At 73.0% G+C, this 16,460-nt stretch carries 14 protein-coding genes; 9 read left to right on the top strand and 5 right to left on the bottom strand.

Annotated features, from left to right (window positions below; genetic code table 11):
• The first annotated feature begins 1 nt into the window (after window position 1).
• Genes Q7L73_RS23360 through Q7L73_RS23345 form a run of 4 tightly spaced genes read left to right on the top strand, consistent with a single transcriptional unit; the run spans window position 2 to window position 4,265 of the window.
• Window positions 2-1,006 carry a thiamine pyrophosphate-dependent dehydrogenase E1 component subunit alpha gene (locus tag Q7L73_RS23360; RefSeq protein ID WP_304694041.1) on the top strand — a complete coding sequence of 335 codons (1,005 nt, stop codon included), beginning with the start codon at window positions 2-4 and terminating at the stop codon, window positions 1,004-1,006.
• Complete coding sequence (locus Q7L73_RS23355; RefSeq protein ID WP_304694039.1) at window positions 1,003-2,229, top strand: dihydrolipoamide acetyltransferase family protein; 1,227 nt, start codon at window positions 1,003-1,005, stop codon at window positions 2,227-2,229. The genes Q7L73_RS23360 and Q7L73_RS23355 overlap by 4 nt, the downstream gene beginning before the upstream one ends.
• An 18-nt stretch (window positions 2,230-2,247) precedes the next feature.
• A complete protein-coding gene (locus Q7L73_RS23350; RefSeq protein ID WP_304694037.1) occupies window positions 2,248-3,240 on the top strand; it encodes an alpha-ketoacid dehydrogenase subunit beta in 993 nt (330 codons plus the stop codon).
• Window positions 3,237-4,265 (top strand): ketopantoate reductase family protein, encoded by a 1,029-nt coding sequence (locus Q7L73_RS23345; protein WP_304694035.1) that lies wholly within the window; start codon window positions 3,237-3,239, stop codon window positions 4,263-4,265. Before Q7L73_RS23350 ends, Q7L73_RS23345 begins: the two co-directional genes overlap by 4 nt.
• 67 nt (window positions 4,266-4,332) lie before the next feature.
• On the opposite strand, the gene Q7L73_RS23340 is transcribed toward Q7L73_RS23345, so the two are convergent.
• The 3 genes from Q7L73_RS23340 to Q7L73_RS23330 form a co-directional block, all read right to left on the bottom strand.
• On the bottom strand, window positions 4,333-5,349 hold the full coding sequence (locus Q7L73_RS23340) for an NAD(P)-dependent oxidoreductase (protein WP_304694033.1): 1,017 nt from the start codon (window positions 5,347-5,349) through the stop codon (window positions 4,333-4,335).
• A gap of 104 nt (window positions 5,350-5,453) precedes the next feature.
• On the bottom strand, window positions 5,454-6,170 hold the full coding sequence (locus tag Q7L73_RS23335) for a fumarylacetoacetate hydrolase family protein (RefSeq protein WP_304694031.1): 717 nt from the start codon (window positions 6,168-6,170) through the stop codon (window positions 5,454-5,456).
• A 9-nt stretch (window positions 6,171-6,179) separates the two neighbouring features.
• Window positions 6,180-6,911: a helix-turn-helix domain-containing protein gene (locus Q7L73_RS23330; RefSeq protein WP_304694029.1), complete on the bottom strand. Its 732-nt coding sequence runs from the start codon at window positions 6,909-6,911 to the stop codon at window positions 6,180-6,182.
• Between the two features lie 157 nt (window positions 6,912-7,068).
• Here Q7L73_RS23330 and Q7L73_RS23325 point away from each other — a divergent pair, with 157 nt between their 5' ends.
• Genes Q7L73_RS23325 through Q7L73_RS23305 form a run of 5 tightly spaced genes read left to right on the top strand, consistent with a single transcriptional unit; the run spans window position 7,069 to window position 14,314 of the window.
• The gene (locus Q7L73_RS23325) at window positions 7,069-8,472 is read left to right on the top strand and encodes an amidohydrolase family protein (RefSeq protein WP_304694027.1); all 1,404 of its coding nucleotides are present in this window, start codon (window positions 7,069-7,071) and stop codon (window positions 8,470-8,472) included.
• A 41-nt stretch (window positions 8,473-8,513) separates the two neighbouring features.
• Window positions 8,514-9,497 carry an ABC transporter permease gene (locus Q7L73_RS23320; RefSeq protein ID WP_304715673.1) on the top strand — a complete coding sequence of 328 codons (984 nt, stop codon included), beginning with the start codon at window positions 8,514-8,516 and terminating at the stop codon, window positions 9,495-9,497.
• Between the two features lie 19 nt (window positions 9,498-9,516).
• Window positions 9,517-10,728: a substrate-binding domain-containing protein gene (locus Q7L73_RS23315; protein WP_304694022.1), complete on the top strand. Its 1,212-nt coding sequence runs from the start codon at window positions 9,517-9,519 to the stop codon at window positions 10,726-10,728.
• Window positions 10,729-10,741: 13 nt separating this feature from the next.
• Window positions 10,742-13,255 carry an ATP-binding cassette domain-containing protein gene (locus Q7L73_RS23310; protein ID WP_304694021.1) on the top strand — a complete coding sequence of 838 codons (2,514 nt, stop codon included), beginning with the start codon at window positions 10,742-10,744 and terminating at the stop codon, window positions 13,253-13,255.
• A 24-nt stretch (window positions 13,256-13,279) separates the two neighbouring features.
• Window positions 13,280-14,314 carry a ketopantoate reductase family protein gene (locus Q7L73_RS23305; RefSeq protein ID WP_304694018.1) on the top strand — a complete coding sequence of 345 codons (1,035 nt, stop codon included), beginning with the start codon at window positions 13,280-13,282 and terminating at the stop codon, window positions 14,312-14,314.
• A gap of 9 nt (window positions 14,315-14,323) precedes the next feature.
• On the opposite strand, the gene Q7L73_RS23300 is transcribed toward Q7L73_RS23305, so the two are convergent.
• Window positions 14,324-15,703: an amidohydrolase family protein gene (locus Q7L73_RS23300; protein WP_304694016.1), complete on the bottom strand. Its 1,380-nt coding sequence runs from the start codon at window positions 15,701-15,703 to the stop codon at window positions 14,324-14,326.
• A gap of 63 nt (window positions 15,704-15,766) precedes the next feature.
• Complete coding sequence (locus Q7L73_RS23295) at window positions 15,767-16,459, bottom strand: cupin domain-containing protein (RefSeq protein WP_304694015.1); 693 nt, start codon at window positions 16,457-16,459, stop codon at window positions 15,767-15,769.
• Window position 16,460: the final 1 nt, after the last annotated feature.

Below are 16,460 nucleotides of genomic sequence, written 5' to 3'. Positions count from 1 at the left end.
GGTGGCGCGCGCGTCCGAGGCGCCCGCCGCCAGCGAGCTGAGCGGGCCGGCCCAGCACGGGCTCGAGCTGTACCGCCGGATGCTCGTCGTGCGCCGCTTCGAGGAGGCGGTGCAGGCGCTCTTCCAGAGAGGCGAGGTGCACGGCACGACGCACCTCTACATCGGCGAGGAGGCCGGCGCGATCGGCGTCTGCGACGTGCTCGACGAGCGCGACAAGGTCGCCGGCACCTACCGCGGCCATGGCCACTCGCTCGGCGCCGGGGTCGACCCGCAGGCGCTGCTGGACGAGATGCTCGGACGCGAGACGGGCGTCTGCGGCGGGCGCGCCGGGTCGATGAACGTGATCGACCAGGCGCACGGCCTGATCGGCAGCTTCGGCATCATCGGCGGCTCGATCTCGGCCGCGACCGGCGCCGCGCTGGCGCTGCAGCGGCAGGGCAGAGGCGGCGTCGCGGTCGCCTTCTTCGGCGAGGGCACGACCAACCACGGCTACTTCCACGAGTGCCTCAACTTCGCGGCGGTGCTGAGACTGCCGGTCGTGTTCGTCTGCGAGAACAACCGCTACGGCGAGTTCACGCCGTTCGAGGACGTCACCGCCGGTGACATCGCCGCTCGTCCGCAGGCGCTCGGCCTGCCGACGGAGACGGTCGACGGGATGGACGTCTGGGCGGTGCGCGAGGCCGCGGCCGCCGCGGTCGCGCGCGCCCGTGACGGCGAGGGGCCGCAGTTCATCCAGTCGATGACGTACCGCTTCGTCGGCCACTCGCGCTCGGACCCGGCCAAGTACCGCAAGCCGGGCGAGCTGGAGGAGTGGAAGGCGCGCGATCCGCTGAAGGTCGCGCGCGAGCGGCTGGCGGAGGCATTCGGCGTCTCCGGCGACGTGGTCGACGGCGTCGACGCGGCGGTCGCGGAGCAGTTCGAGCGGATCGTCGCGCAGTCGCTGGCGGCGCCGTACCCGACGCCCGAGCGCGACGGCGCGCGCGAGTTCGCGCCGAGCACGTCATGAGCGGCGCGGTCGCGGTCCTGACGGTCCCGATGCCGCGCCTCTCCGACTCGATGGAGGAGGGCACGATCGCCTCCTGGCTGGTCGCTGACGGCGCGGCCGTGACGCGCGGCCAGGAGATCGTCGAGGTCGAGACCGACAAGGCGACGATGCCCTACGAGGCCGAGGCCGATGGAGTGCTCCACGTGCTCGTAGCGGCCGGAGAGACGGTGGCCGTCGGCGATCCGATCGCCCAGATCATCCCGGAGGGCGTTGAGGCCTCCGATCCCCGTGAAGTTACTGGTCCCACAGACCAGCAGATTCACGGGGATACCGCTGCGCGCCGCGTCAGCGCCTCACCGCTGGCGCGGCGGATCGCGGCGGAGCTGAACATCGACCTCGCGGCGTTGGTCGGCAGCGGGCCCAACGGACGCGTGGTCAAGAGCGACGTGCTGGCCGCCAGACCGGCGCCGGAACCCCAGCCGACCCCCGCTCCGGACCCCGTGCCCGCCGCCGAGCCGGAGGTGACGCCGGCGCTGAACGCGGCCAACCTCGTTCCGCTCACCCGCGTCCAGCGCCTGATCGCCGAGCGCATGACCGCTTCGAAGCAGACGGCGCCCGACTTCGTGCTCGACGTCGAGGTCGACATGGGGGCGGCGATCGCGATGCGGCAGCGGCTCAAGGAGCTGCTGGGGGACAGCAAGCCGCCGTCGCTCGGCGACTTCGTCATCAAGGCCTGCGGGCTGGCGCTGCGGGAGCATCCGCGCGTCAACGGCGCCTACCGCGCGGATGGCGCGGGCGGCGGCGGGGCGGCGGTCGAGCTGTTCGACCACGTCAACGTCGGCGTCGCGGTCGCGACCGACGACGCGCTCGTCGTGCCGACCGTGCGCGACGCCGACGCCCGCAGCCTCGGGCAGATCTCCGCCGACGTGCGGCGGCTGGCGCAGGCGGCGCGTGCCGGCAGGCTGACCCCGCGCGAGCTGGACGGCGCGACCTTCACGGTCTCGAACCTCGGCATGTTCGGGGTCGACGCCTTCACCGCCGTGCTGAACCCGCCGCAGGCGGCGATCCTCGCCGTCGGCGCGGTGCGCGAGAAGCCGGTCGCGCGCGACGGGCAGCTGGTGCTCGGGCGGACGCTGACCGCCCGCCTCAGCTGCGACCACCGCATCCTCAACGGCGCCGACGGCGCCGTCTTCCTCGCGCGCGTGCGCGAGTTGCTCGAAGCGCCGGAGCTGCTGGCGCTGTGACCCGGAAGGATCTTCCCCGTGGCTGACAAGCTCGAATTCCGCCGCGCGATCCGCGACGCGCTCGACGAGGAGCTGGCGCGCGACGACCGCGTCGTCTTCTTCGGCGAGGACGTCGCCAAGCCGGGCGGCGTCTTCGCCGCCACGCCGGGGCTCTACGATGCCCACGGCGAGGCGCGCGTCTTCGACACGCCGATCTCCGAGCTGGCGATCACCGGCGCCGCCTTCGGCGCTGCCGTCTGCGGCCTGCGCCCCGTGATCGAGATCATGTTCGCCGACTTCCTCCCGCTCGCGATGGACGGCATGGTCAACCAGGCGGCGAAGTACTGGTACCTCTCCAACGAGCAGGCGCCGGCGCCGATCGTCGTGCGCTCGGCGTTCGGCGCGGGCGGCCGCTTCGGCGCGATCCACTCGCAGTCGCCGGTCGCCTGGTTCCAGAACGTGCCGGGCCTGAAGATCGTCGCCCCCAGCACGCCGGCCGACGCGAAGGCGCTGCTGAAGGCGGCGATCCGCGACGACAACCCGGTCCTGTTCCTCGAGCACAAGCGGCTCTACTCGCTCAAGCGCGACGCCGGCGAGCACGGCGGCGAGGAGGTCGCGACGATCGGCGAGGCGCGCGTCGTGCGCTCCGGCGCCGACCTGACGGTCGCGACCGTCGCCGCCAGCGTCCACCACGCGCTCGCCGCCGCCGAGACGCTCGCCGCCGACGGGATCGAACTGGAGGTCGTCGACCTGCGCACGCTGCGCCCGCTCGACGTGCCGGCCGTCGTCGCCTCGGTGACGAAGACCAACCGGCTGCTCGTGCTCGAAGAGGGGCCGCTGACCGGCGGCTGGGCCGGCGAGCTGGTCGCGCGCGTCGGCGAGGAGGCGCTCGGCGAGCTGGACGACGTCTGGCGGCTGGCGACCGACGACCTGCCGACGCCCTACTCGCCGCCGCTGGAGGACGACTTCCTGCCCGGCGTCGAGGCGATCGTCGCGGCCGTGCGGGCGCGCCTGGGCGCGCGGGTCGCATGAGCGACGGGCGCCGGATCGCCGTCCTCGGCAGCGGCGCCAACGGCTCCTCGATCGGCGCCGACCTGATCGCCGCCGGTCATGACGTGACGCTGGTCGAGCAGTGGCCCGAGCATGTCCGCGCGATCCGCGCGAACGGTCTGCGGATCGAGATGCCCGAGCGGACCTTGGAGGTCGAGGCGACGGCGCTCGATCTCTGCGAGGTCGCGACGGTCACGCAGCCGTTCGACGTCGTGCTGATGGTGATGAAGGCCTACGACGCCGACTGGGCGGCACGGCTGATCGCGCCGAGACTGGCCGCCGACGGCCTGCTGGTCGGCGTCCAGAACGGGATGACGACCGACGTCGTCGGCGCAGCGGTCGGGCCGCAGCGGACGCTCGGCGCGGTGATCGAGGTCTCCTCGGAGATGACGGTCCCGGGCGTCGTCGAGCGTCACTCGCCGCCGGAGCGGTCGTGGTTCGCGGTCGGCGCGATCGACCACGCGGCCGCCGGGCGGGAGCAGGAGGTCGCCTCGCTGCTGGCCTGCGCCGGCAGCGTCGAGGTCGTCGACGACATCGCCGCCGCGAAGTGGATGAAGCTCGTCAGCAACTGCACGACGCTCGTCACGACCGCGCTGCTCGGCCTGCCGATGCGGGCCGCGCTGGCGCAGCCGGGGATGCGCGAGCTGATGCTCCGCTGCGGCCAGGAGGCGCTCGACACCGGCGCCGCCCGCGGCCACCAGATCCTGCCGATCTTCGGCTTGAGAGCGGAGCACGTCGCGCGGCCGGAGGCGGTCGTGGAGACGCTGCTGGACACGCTCTACGCCGGCTTCGTGCTGGAGCACACGACGACGACGATCCTGCACGACTGGCGCAAGGGCCGCCACAGCGAGGTCGACGACATCAACGGCTTCGTCGTCGCCGAGGCGGCGCGGCTCGGCGACGACGCGCCCGCCAACCGCGCGGTGGTCGAGCTGGCGCACCGGGTCGAGCGCGGCGAGCTGGCGCCCGACCCGTCGAACCTCGCGCTGCTGCTCGACGCGCTGTAGGGCGCGCTCGCCGCCGCGTCGCCGGCGGCGGGTGGCTCCCGCCGGGCGCGCGGCGGGAGCGGCGGCCTCAGCGCTCGGTGTCGAGCCCGGCCTCGCGGCGCAGGCGCGGCAGCAGCGCGGTCAGGTCGAGCTGGCCCATGCCCTGGGCGATCGCGCCGGCGTACAGCTGCGTCGTGGCGGCCGTCACTGGCAGCGGGACCGCGGCGGCTCTGCCGGCGGCGAGCGCCAGCTCGAGGTCCTTGCGCATCAGCTCGGCGGTGAACGTCGAGGCGTAGTCGTCGGCGATCAGCGCCTCGCTCTTGTATCTGACGAAGTTGCTGCCGACGGCGGAGCCGTTGATCACGCCGAGCGCCGCGGCGCGCTCGACGCCCTCGGCCTCCAGCAGCACGAGCGCCTCGGCGAGCAGCTGCGTCGTGCCGGCGAGCATCAGGTTGAGCGCCAGCTTGACGACGCGCGCCTGCTCCTCGGCGCCGACGTAGTGCAGGTGCGGGCCGATGTCGGCGAGCGCGGGGGCGAGCGCGTCGAAGGTCGCGCGCGGGCCGGAGACGACGATCGCGAGGTTGCCGGCCGCGACGACGCCCGGGTTGCCGGAGACCGGCGCCCGCAGCAGCGCCACGTCGCGCGCCGCGAGCCGCTCCGCGACGCGCGCGGAGGTGTCGGCGCCGACCGTGCCCATGTCGATCACGGTACGGGCGGCGGGCGCCGCGGGGGAGGCGTCGCTCGCGGGCGCGGCGGCGTCGCCGGCAGGCGCGGGGGTGTCGCCGGCGGGCGCGGGGGCGTCGCCGGCAGGCGCGGGGGTGTCGCCGGCGGGCGCGGGGGCGTCGCCGGACGCGGAGCCGGCGGCGGGGGCGCCGAGCCCCTCGACCAGCCCGTTCACGACGCCCTCCAGCGCGGCGCCGTCGGCGAGCATCGTGATCGCGACGTCGGCGTGGGGCCAGACCTCGGCCGGGGAGGCGGCGACGCGCACGCCGCGGGCGGCGAACGGCTCGGTCGCGGCCGGCGAGCGGTTCCAGACGGTCAGCTCGTGGTCGGCGAGCAGCAGGCGCTCGGCGATCGCCGAGCCCATCCGTCCCAGTCCAAGCACTGCAATTCGCACGATAGATCCTCCTTGGGGGTCGGGTGGCGCCCGGCGGCGCGCCGATGCGGGGCGGGCGACGGCCTCCGGGCGGGGCGCGGCCACGGGGCGGGTCAGTCGGTGAAGTCGAGCTCCAGGACGCCGAGCGGGGCGACCTCGAGCCGCAGCCGCTGGCCGGGCGCGACGGGCGTCAGCGGGATCGCCGAGCCGCCGATGATCACGTCGCCGGCGCGCAGCGAGAGGCCGTCGTGGGCGAGCTGCTCGGCGACGAACTGGACGACCTCGGCCGGCGAGCCGCCGATCGCGCTGCGCGGGTCCTCCGCGCGCGCGACCTCCGCGCCGTCGAGCGAAGCGCTGACGACGATGCCGCTGTCGTCACCGCCGGCGCGCGCGGCGACCGGCGGGCCGAGCACGACGCCGCGGTGGAAGATCCCCTCCGCCAGCAGCCGCTCCAGCTCGCTCAGCGGATGTGACGTGTCGACGACCTCGATCGCGGCGCCGAGCGCGCCGATCGCGGCGGCGGCCGTCTCGGCGTCGGCGCCGGCCGGCACGTCGGCGGCGAGGTGGATCGCGATCTCGCCCTCGATCTTCGGCTGCGTCCAGTCGCCGATCGCGACGGTCGCGCCGTCGGCGAGCACGCTGCGGTCGGTCAGGTGGCCGACGACGCGCTGGTCGATCCCTGCCGCCTGCTGGCTCGCGGGCGCGCCGAGCGCGACCTTCCAGCCGAGCGGGCGGGCGCCCGCGTCGATCGCCGCCGCACGGGCGGCGAGCTGTCGCACCATGCCGGTGACGAGCCGCGGATCGCGGTCTCGTGCAGTCTCACGCTCCATGAGCGTTCACTATAGATACACGGCAGGGTCGGCGCCACCCGCGCGCCCGACGACGACCCAGAAGCCGGTCGTGGCGCGGTCGTCGTGCAGGTTGAAGAGGCGGTGGGGCATCGTCGAGGCGAACGAGATCGAATCGCCCGCCTCCAGCTCGTAGGTGGTGAAGCCGACGGTCACGCCGAGACGGCCCTCGACGACGGTGCCGTACTCGCGCCCCTCGTGCCGCTGCAGCGCGTCGGCGGGGGCGGAGGCGCCGCCGGGCTCGTAGGTGACGCGCAGGAACTCGACGTCGGGCGCGGGCGTCGCCGCCAGCAGCTCCCAGCGCACGCCGGCCTCCAGCGCGATCCGGCGCCCGGCCGTGCGGCGGGCGACGGGGCCTGGCGCGTCCTCGCGCGCGGGCGTCAGCGTGGCGCCGCCAGCGGCGAACTCCGCGAGAGTCGGCGGGGCCGTCTCCATGACGGAGGCGGCAGCGAGCGCGGGCTCGGCCTCCGGCGCGAGCGCGGCGGGGTCGGGCGCGACGAGCGCGTCCAACGACACCTGCAGCGCCGTCGTGATCGCGTACAGCGTCGTCACCGACGGCATCGTCAAGCCCCGCTCCAGCTGGCTGATCATGCTCGCCGACATGCCGACGCGGCGCGACAGCTCGCGCACGCCGATCCCCGCCTGCTCGCGCACCGCGCGCAGGCGCTCTCCGAGCTGCAGCGCGTCGAGCGCCGGCTCGTCCTCTCGCGGACTCCTCCCCACGGGGCGGAGTGTAGGGAGATCGACCACCACTGTGTAGTGAAAATGATCGAAATGACGACTTTGGTAATTCCTGCTTGACACGTCTCGCGAGGCTCGTTACCTTCACCGTTGTCGTAACCCGGAGGAGAGAACGGAGCGAGAAGTGGCGAACCAGCGCATGCTCATTCGCGGTGGAACGGTCATCACCGTCGACCGCGCTATCGGTGACCTGCAGCGCGGAGACGTGCTCGTGGAGGACGGCGTGATCACCCAGGTCGCGCCCGCGATCGAGGTCGGCGAGGACGTCGAGGTCATCGACGCGACCGGCCGCATCGTGATGCCCGGCTTCGTCGACACGCACCGTCACACGTGGCAGGCGCCGGTCCGCAACATCGGCTCCGACTGGTCGCTGTTCCACTACCTCGCGGGCATCCACACGGGTCTCAGCAAGCACTACCGCCCCGAGGACACCTACGCCGGCAACCTGCTCGGCACGGTCGAGGCGCTCGACGCCGGCATCACGACGCTGCTCGACTGGTCGCACAACCTCGCGACGCCCGACCACGCCGACGGCGCGATCGCCGGCCTGAAGGACTCGGGCGCGCGCACGATCTTCGCCCACGGCGGCGGCTCGGCCGGCTGGAGCCCCGTCCCCGGCAACACGACGCCGCACCCGGCCGACGACGTCCGCCGCGTGCGCGAGCAGTACTTCAACGGCCAGAGCGGCCTCAACACGATGGCGCTGGCGATCCGCGGCCCGCAGTTCACGACCGAGGAGGTCGCGCTGCACGACTGGGGGATCGCGCGCGAGCTGGACCTGCGCGTGACCGTCCACGTCGGCGACGGCGAGCTCGGCAAGACGCGCCCGATCGAGTGGATGAAGGCCAACGGCCTGCTCGACGACAGAACCACCTACGTCCACTGCAACACGCTCGGCGACGACGAGCTGGCGATGATCGCCGCCTCCGGCGGCACCGCCTCGATCGCCTCGATCGTCGAGATGCAGATGGGCCACGGCTGGCCGGCGACCGGCCGCCTGATGGAGGCCGGCGTGCGGCCGAGCTTCTCGGTCGACGTCTGCTCCGCGGTCGGCACCGACATGTTCAGCCAGATGCGCACGACGCTCGTCACCCAGCACGCGATCGACAACGCGGCGCTGGAGGCGTCCGGCGGCACGCTCTCCAACGGCGAGCTGCTGAAGATCAGCTCCCGCGACGTGCTCGAGTTCGCGACGATCGAGGGTGCGCGCGCCTGCGGGCTGGACTCCGTCACCGGCTCGATCACGCCCGGCAAGCAGGCCGACATCCTGCTGCTGAAGGCCGACGGCCTCGGCATGTTCCCGCTCAACAACCCGGTCGGCGCGATCGTCTACAACGCCCACCCGGGCCTCGTCGAGACGATCCTCGTCGCCGGCAGAGTCGTCAAGCGCGACGGCGAGCTGGTCGACTTCGACCTCGACCGCGCCAAGGGCCTCGTCAACGCGACCCGCGAGCACCTGCTGACGCAGGCCGCTGACGACACCGGCATCTCCGACTGCAACTTCGACGGGACCTGGATCCCGCGAGTGCACACGCACGCATGAGCGAGCACGCCGTGAGCGCCGGGGCCGACCAGGGCCCTGCGATGCCGACGATCGCACCGCTGCGCTGGCTGCGCGCCTTCGTGCGCACGCCCTACTTCGCGATCTGGCCGGCGACCGCGCTGCTGTTCGCGGTCAGCCCGCTGCTGGCGAGCGGCTCGCTCGACGGCTCGGCGCTGCTCGGCATGCTGCCGTTCGCCGCGATCCTCGCGCTCGCGGCCGCCGGGCAGACGCTGATCGTCCAGCAGGGCGGGCTCGACCTGTCGGTGCCGGGGATGATCTCGCTCGCGGCGGTGATCGTCTCGAAGTACCCCGACGGCGCCAACGGCAGGCTGCTGCCGGCGATCCTGATCGCCTTCGCCGCCTGCGCCGTCGCGGCGCTGATCAGCGGCATCGCGATCACGCGCTTCGGCATCACGCCGCTGATCGCGACGCTCGGCGTCAACGCGCTGCTGACCGGCGCGGTGCTGCAGTACACGAGCGGCAGCGCCTCCAACCCGGCGCCGCCCGCCCTGGTCGACTTCGCCTCCGGCAAGGTCGCGGGGATCCCCAACACCGTCGTGATCGCGATCGTGCTGATCGCGCTGGCGACCTTCGTCGTGCGGCGCACGATCCTCGGCCGGCGCTTCGTCGCCGCCGGTGCGAGCCCGCGCGCCGCCGTCGCCGCCGGCATCCGCGTGCGCGAGCATCAGCTCGGCACGTACGTGGTCGCCGCCCTGCTGTACGCGGCCGCGGGCGTCCTGCTCGCCGGCTTCCTGCAGACCCCGGGCCTCCAGCCCGGCCAGCAGTACCTGCTGCCGTCGATCGCGGCCGTCGTGCTCGGCGGCACCGCGCTCACCGGCGGCAGCGGCAGCGTCGCCGCCACGGCGGTCGGCGCGTTGTTCCTCACCCAGCTCAACCAGGTCGTGCTCGGAATGGGCGCGGCCTCCTCGGTCCAGCTGCTGATCCAGGGCGCGATCATCGCGCTCGGGATGGGACTGCGCAACGTGCCGTGGGCACGTCTGCGACGCGCTCGCGTCGCGAATTAGTTCAACGGAGGAGAGGTCTATGAATTCGCAGCTCTCGCGCGCGGCGCACCGCGTCCGCGCGCTGCTGGCGCTTGCGCTCGCATGCGCCGTGACACTCGGGGTCGCCGCCTGCGGCGACTCGAGCAGCAGCTCGTCGGGCAGCGACGGCGGCAGCGCCAGCACGTCGTCCTCGACGTCCGGCGGCGACTCGGGCGCCGCTCCCGCCAGCGCCTCGGCCGAGGAGCTGGAGGCGAGAGCCGGCAAGGTCGACGGCACCGAGTGGTGCGGCGACAGACCGATAACGCTCGGCATCCACGACGGCTTCGGCGTCAACGCCTGGTCGAAGGCGTCGTACGCGACGGTCCGCTCCGAGGCGGCCCGCTGCCCCAACGTCAGACAGGTCGTGGCGGCCGGTGGCGCCGACCTGCAGAAGTCGATCTCCGACGTCAACGGCATGGTCGCGCAGGGCATCGACGCGCTCGCGATCATTCCCGACTTCGGCGCCGCGCAGGTGCCGTCGCTGAAGGCCGCGACGCAGGCCGGCGTGAGAGTGATCGCGTGGGGCGCCGACCCCTCCGGCCAGAGAGGGACCGACTACGACGACTACGTCGACTGGGACACGAAGGCCAACGGCGCCGCATGGGCGAGATGGATGGCCGAGACGCTCAGAGGCAGAGGCAACGTCGTCTTCCTCGGCGGCCCGGCCGGCACGCCGGTCTCGATCGACGAGCTGAAGGGCGTCGTGGAGACGTTCAAGCAGTACCCGGACATCAGACTGCTGACCGGCGACAAGGACTACCCGGCGACCAACTGGGATCCGGCGCAGGCGCAGAGAACGATGGCTGCGCTGCTGGCCCAGTACCCCGACATCGACGGCGCGATCATCGACTACGGCGACGCGACGCAGGGCGCGCTGCGCGCCTTCCAGCAGGCCAACCGCAGAATAGTCCCGATCGCGACGACCGAGTCGCATGCGGTCGCGTGCGAGTGGGACAGACTGAAGGGCTCCAACCCGGACTTCGAGCTGGCGACGATCTCGTCGCGCAACTGGCTCGGCCGGATCGCGGCGCGCAAGGCGATCGCCGCCGCCGAGGGCATCCCGCTCGACGAGCCGAGCATCTTCGCGCTCGGCCTGACCGAGGACAGCACCGGCGACAACAAGCCCAGATGCGACCCCAGATTCCCGGCTGACACCTACTTCTCCAACGACCTCAGCGAGGACGATCTGGCGAAGTACGGCAAGACCAACTAGGAGAAGCCCCGCCATGTCGACTCCTCGCGCCGTCCTGCGGCTGACCGACGTCGAAAAGACCTATCCAGGCGTCCGTGCGCTCAAGCGCGTCAGCTTCGAGGTCCTCGCCGGTGAGGTCCACGCGCTGGTCGGCGAGAACGGCGCGGGCAAGTCGACCCTGATGGCGGTCGCCGCCGGTGCGACGGTGCCCGACTCGGGCACCGTCGAGATCGCCGGCACCACGATGGACAGCCCGACGCCGAGCGCCGCCGCGGCGCTCGGCCTCGCGGTCGTCTACCAGCACACCTCCGTGCTCGACGACCTGACCGTCGCCGAGAACATGGTCTTCTCGCTGCCGCCGGAGAAGCGCCCGTCGCTCGGCAGCGCCCGCGCGTGGGCGGCCGAGCAGCTGCGCGCGATCGACATCCAGCTCGACCCCGCGCGGCGGGTCGGCGAGCTGGGCGTCGCCGAGCGGCATCTGCTGGAGATCGCCAAGGCGGTCGTGCGCGACCCGAAGGTGCTCGTGCTCGACGAGCCGACCGAGTCGCTGACGGCGGCCGAGACCGAGGTCCTGTTCGCGCGCATCCAGAAGATCGTCGCGACCGGCGCCGCGGTCGTCTACATCTCCCACCGCCTGCCCGAGGTGAAGCGGATCGCGACCCGCCTGAGCGTCCTGCGCGACGGCGAGATGCGCGGCACGTTCGACGCGGCGGAAGTCTCGGAGGAGCAGATCCTCCAGCTGATCGTCGGCCGCTCGATCGAGCGCGCCTTCCCCGACAAGCGGCCGCTCGACGCGCCCCCGGCCGAGCCGCTGCTGACCGTCGAGAGCTTCTCCGGCGGCCGCTTCCACGACGTCGGCTTCAGCGTCGGGGAGGGCGAGATCGTCGGCCTCGCCGGCGTCGAGGGCAACGGCCAGCGCGACGCGCTGCGGGCGCTGGCGGGGATCGAGTCCTCGCGCGGCGACGTGCGCGTGCGCGGCGCCGCCGCCTCGGTGCGCGACCCGCGCGCCGCCCAGTCCTCCGGCATCGTCTACCTCCCCGGCGACCGCCACGAGGAGGGCCTCTTCCTCGACCTGTCCGTGCGCGAGAACACCTCGCTGCTGTCGCTCGGCAGAGTCGCCTCCGGCCCGGTCGTCCGCTCCGCGCGCGAGCGCGCGACGGTCGCCCACCAGATCGCCGACCTGCAGATCAAGACGCCGAGCGAGGACACGCCGGTCGGCTCGCTCTCGGGCGGCAACCAGCAGAAGGTGCTGTTCGCGCGCTCGACGCTGAAGCAGCCGACCGTCCTGCTCGCCGACGAGCCGACGCGCGGCGTCGACGCCGGCGCGCGCGTCGAGATCTACCGCGTCATGCGCGGCGTCGCCGCCGAGGGCTCGTGCGTCGTCGTCGTGTCCTCGGACGCGCTGGAGCTGCAGGGCCTCTGCGACCGCGTCCACGTCTTCTCGCGCGGGCAGATCGTCAGAACGCTCGAGGGCGACGACGTGACCGAGGAGAACATCACCGGCGCCGCCCTGACCGCCACCTCCGAGCACCGCGGCTCGCTCGCCCAGCAGGCGAGCAGATGGCTGAAGGCGCGCCGCTTCGCCGCCGGCGACCGCGCGCCCGCGCTCGTGCTGGCGCTGCTGTTCATCCTGCTGGCGATCTACACGACCGGCAGAAACGAGTTCTTCTTCAGCGAGCGGTCGGTCTCCAGCATGCTGCTGCTGACGAGCGCCCTCGCCTTCATCGCCTTCGGTCAGCTGCTCGTGCTGCTGACCGCGGGGATCGACCTCTCGGTGGGTCCGCTGGCAGGGTTGACCGTCGTCGTCCTGTCGTTCTTCTTCGGGCTGGGATCCAGCGGCGCCGACTGGACGCTCGGGATCGTCGTCGTGATCGCGGTCGCGGTCGCGGTCGGGCTCGCGAACGGGTTGCTGGTGCGGGTCGTGAAGCTGTCGCCGGTGCTGGCGACGCTCGCCACCTACATCGTGCTGCAGGGCGTCTCGCTGCTGCTGCGGCCGCAGCCGGAGGGCTCGCTGTCGGCCGACTGGACGAGATTCCTGACACAGAGAGTCGGTGGCGTGCCGCTGGCGTTCGTGGTCGTCGTCGTGCTCGCGCTGGTGCTGGAGCTCGCGCTCGGCCGCTCGCGCTGGGGCCTGCTGCTGCGCGCGGTCGGCTCCGACGAGGAGCGGGCGCGCAGAATGGGCGCGCGCGTCGGCCTGACGGTCGTCGCCGCCTACGTCGGCTGCGCGCTGCTGACGCTGCTCGGCGGCCTGATGCTGTCGGCCCAGATCGGGATCGGCGACCCCTCCGCCGGCATCAACTACACGCTCACGAGCATCACCGCCGTCGTGCTCGGCGGCGCTTCGATCTTCGGCGGCCGCGGCTCGTTCGTCGGCGCGCTGCTGGGCGCCCTGCTGCTGCAGGAGATCGCGACCGCGACGCCGTTCCTCGGCCTCGACCAGTCGTGGCAGTTCTTCCTGCCGGGGATCCTGATCCTGTTCGCCGCCGGCGCCTACTCGCGCGCCCGCGGCGTCAAGACCTCCGCGCTGGCGCAGCCGGCCGGACAGTGACGTTGCAATGAGACGGGAGTGCAGATGACACAGCCACGTATCGCCGTCGTCGGGACCGGGGCCAACGGCGCCGCGATCGGCGCCGACATGGTCCGCGCCGGGCTCGACGTCACCTTCGTCGAGCAGTGGCCCGCGCACGTCGAGGCGATGCGCGCCGACGGCCTGCTCGTCCGCTCCCCCGACGGGAGCGAGGAGCGGACCGAGGTCAACGCGCTTCACCTCTGCGAGGTCGCGACGCTGCGCGAGCCGTTCGACGTCGTCTTCCTCGGCGTGAAGGCGTACGACACGCGCTGGGTCTGCGAGCTGATCAAGCCGCTGGTCGCCGCCGACGGCGTCGTCTGCGGCCTGCAGAACGGCATGACGATCGACGACGTCGCCTCGATCGTGGGGCCGGAGCGGACGGTCGGCGCGGTGATCGAGATCGCCGGCAACATGTTCGAGCCCGGCATCGTCAACCGCCAGACCGGCCGCGCCGGCACCTGGTTCGCGGTCGGCGCCTTCGAGGCGCCCGCGAACGAGCGCGTCGAGCAGGTCGCGACGCTGCTGCGCCACGCCGGCAGATGCGAGGTGCGCGACGACATCCGCTCGGCGAAGTGGATGAAGCTGGTCGCCAACGCCGCCGAGATGGTCCCCTCCGCGGTCCTCAACGCGACGCTCGTCGGCTCGCTGAAGGCGCCCGGGATGCGCGCGGTGATGGACGCCGCCGGCACCGAGGCGCTGGAGGCGGCGCTCGCCGCCGGCTGCAGAATCGTGCCGATCTTCGGCCAGGACGGGATCGAGGACACGCCGCCGGAGCAGTACGCCGCGGCGCTGCTGGACGCGGTCCTCAGCGGCTGGTCGCTGGAGGACACGAGAGTGACGGTGCTGCAGGACTGGATGAAGGGCCGCCGCGCCGAGGGCGAGGAGATCCACGGCCTCGTCGTCGACGTGCTGACGAGAGCCGGCCGCGACGCGCCCTACAACGCGCTGATGCTCGACCTCGCGCGCAAGATCGAGTCCGGCGAGCTGGAGGCCGGCGAGGACAACGCCGCGCTGATGGTCGGCGTCGTCCCCGACTGAGCCGTCGTCCTAGTGGGCGTGCGCCGTGCAGCCGCTGGCGTGCGGCAGCAGGCGCGCGCTCGCGGCGGTCGCGGCGTCGCGCACCTGGGTCCAGTCGTCGCGCACGAGGCGGCCGTCGCGCTTGACCACTCTGCCGGCGACGAGGATCGTCTCGACGTTGCCGGTGTCGGCGGAGCAGACGACCGTCGCGACCGGGTCGATCACCGGCCAGGTGTTGGGCCGGTCGGTCGCGATCAGCACGACATCGGCCTGCTTGCCCGGCGTCAGCGTGCCGATGCGGCGGTCGAGCCCGCAGGCGCGGGCGCCCTCGATCGTCGCGAACTCCAGCACCTGGCGGGCGCTCAGCAGCGGCGCCTGCGGCGGCGAGTCGTCGTGCAGGCGACCCTCCTCGGCGCGCAGCAGGCGATCGTGGACGAGCGCGCGCTCGGTCGCCAGCAGCGTCCGCATCTGGCTGAACATGTCACCCGGCGAGCCGGTCACGACGTCGATCGAGAGGCTCGGTCTGAGGCCGTGCGCGAGCATCCGCGCGGCCGGCGGCAGGCCGTGGCCCATCAGCATCTCGACGGTCGGCGCGATGCTCGTCGTGCCGCCGCTGTCGGCGATCAGCCGCAGCTCCTCGTCGTCGCAGAGATTGCCGTGGATGTAGGTCGTGTCGGGGCCGAGCAGCCTCTGCTCGTGCAGCCGCTTGACCATCTCGAATCTGTGCACCGCCGGGCCGAAGCCGACGTGGACGGAGATCGGGATCGCCAGCTCGCGCGCCAGCCGCCAGTCGTGCGCGACGACCTCCGGCAGGCAGAAGCCGGGGCCGCGCGCGGCCAGCGACATCGTGATCAGGCCGCTGTCGTCGGACAGCTGCTCGGCGCGGATGCGGCGGACGTCGTCCTGCGCCGGCTGGGCGCTGTCGGTCCACCAGGTCGCGACCGAGGTGTTGGGCGTGCCGCAGCAGTAGACGGCGCGCAGGCCGGCGTCGCGCAGCGCGCGGATCGCCTCGTCGGAGTGCTCGGGCGTGTTGGAGATGTGCGACCAGTCGAGCAGCGTCGTGATGCCGCCGTCGAGCGCGTCGAGCGCGCCCAGCAGGTTGCCGGCGTGGACGTCGTCGGGGCGGTACTTCGGCGCGAGCGTGTCGAGCACGACGTCGAAGTAGTCGGCCAGCGTCGCGTCGGCCTCGATCCCGCGCAGGACCGCCTCCCACGTGTGGCGGTGGGTGTCGACGAAGCCGGGGATCGCGATCGCGCCGCGGGCGTCGATCGCGGCGGCGTCGGTGACGCCGAGGTCGTGCCCGATCGCGGCGATCGCATCGCCCTCGATCAGGATCTCGGCGTCGCGCAGGTCGCCGACGGCGGCGTCGAGCGACACCACGTGGGCGTGGCGGATCAGCGTTCTCTCCATGTTGCGTAACGATAAACGCAACGTGAAGTGACGGCAAACGCGCGGCTGGCGCGGCGGGGTGTGTCAGTCGGCGCGCGGGTCGCCGCCGCGACCGACGACGACCCAGATCGCCACGGCCGGCTCGTCGCCGGCGTTGTACAGCCGGTGCGGCGTCGAGGACTCGAACGAGATCGAGTCGCCCGGCTCCAGCTCGTAGGTGTCGAAGCCGACGGTGACGCCGAGGCGGCCGTCCAGGACGGTGCCGTACTCGTGGCCGGCATGACGCATCAGCGCGTCGGCCGGGGTCGACTCCGAGCCGACCGCGTAGGTCGTCTTGAGGAAGTCGATGTCGGGGCGCGGGGAGGAGGTCAGCAGCGCCCACGTGACGCCCGAGCCGAGCTGCAGTCTCTGGCAGTCCTCGCCGCGCTGGACCGGCGACGCCGGCGGTGCGAGCGGCGCGCTCGGCAGCTCGGCGGCAGGCTCGGCAGAGGCCTCGCCGGCGGCGCCGGCGCCCGCGACGGCGGCCAGCGACCGCACGCCCCCCGGCGCCTCGCCGAAGAGGTCGTCGAGTGAGATCCCGAGCGCGGAGGTGATCGAGTAGAGCGTGTTGACCGACGGCATCACGCGACCGCGCTCGATCTGGGAGATCATCGAGGCCGAGACCCCCAGCCGCCGGCTCAGCTCGCGCACGCCGATGCTCTGGCGCTCGCGCTCGCCGCGCAGCCGCGTCCCCAGCTCGCTCGTCGCGCCGTCTCTGCTCGTCTCCGTGTCAGCCATG

The organism is Conexibacter sp. CPCC 205762 (genome assembly GCF_030646155.1).
Taxonomy (GTDB): Bacteria; Actinomycetota; Thermoleophilia; order Solirubrobacterales; family Solirubrobacteraceae; genus Conexibacter.
The sequence above is the reverse complement of the archived record's forward strand: the minus strand, read 5'-3'. Positions and strand labels throughout refer to the sequence as shown.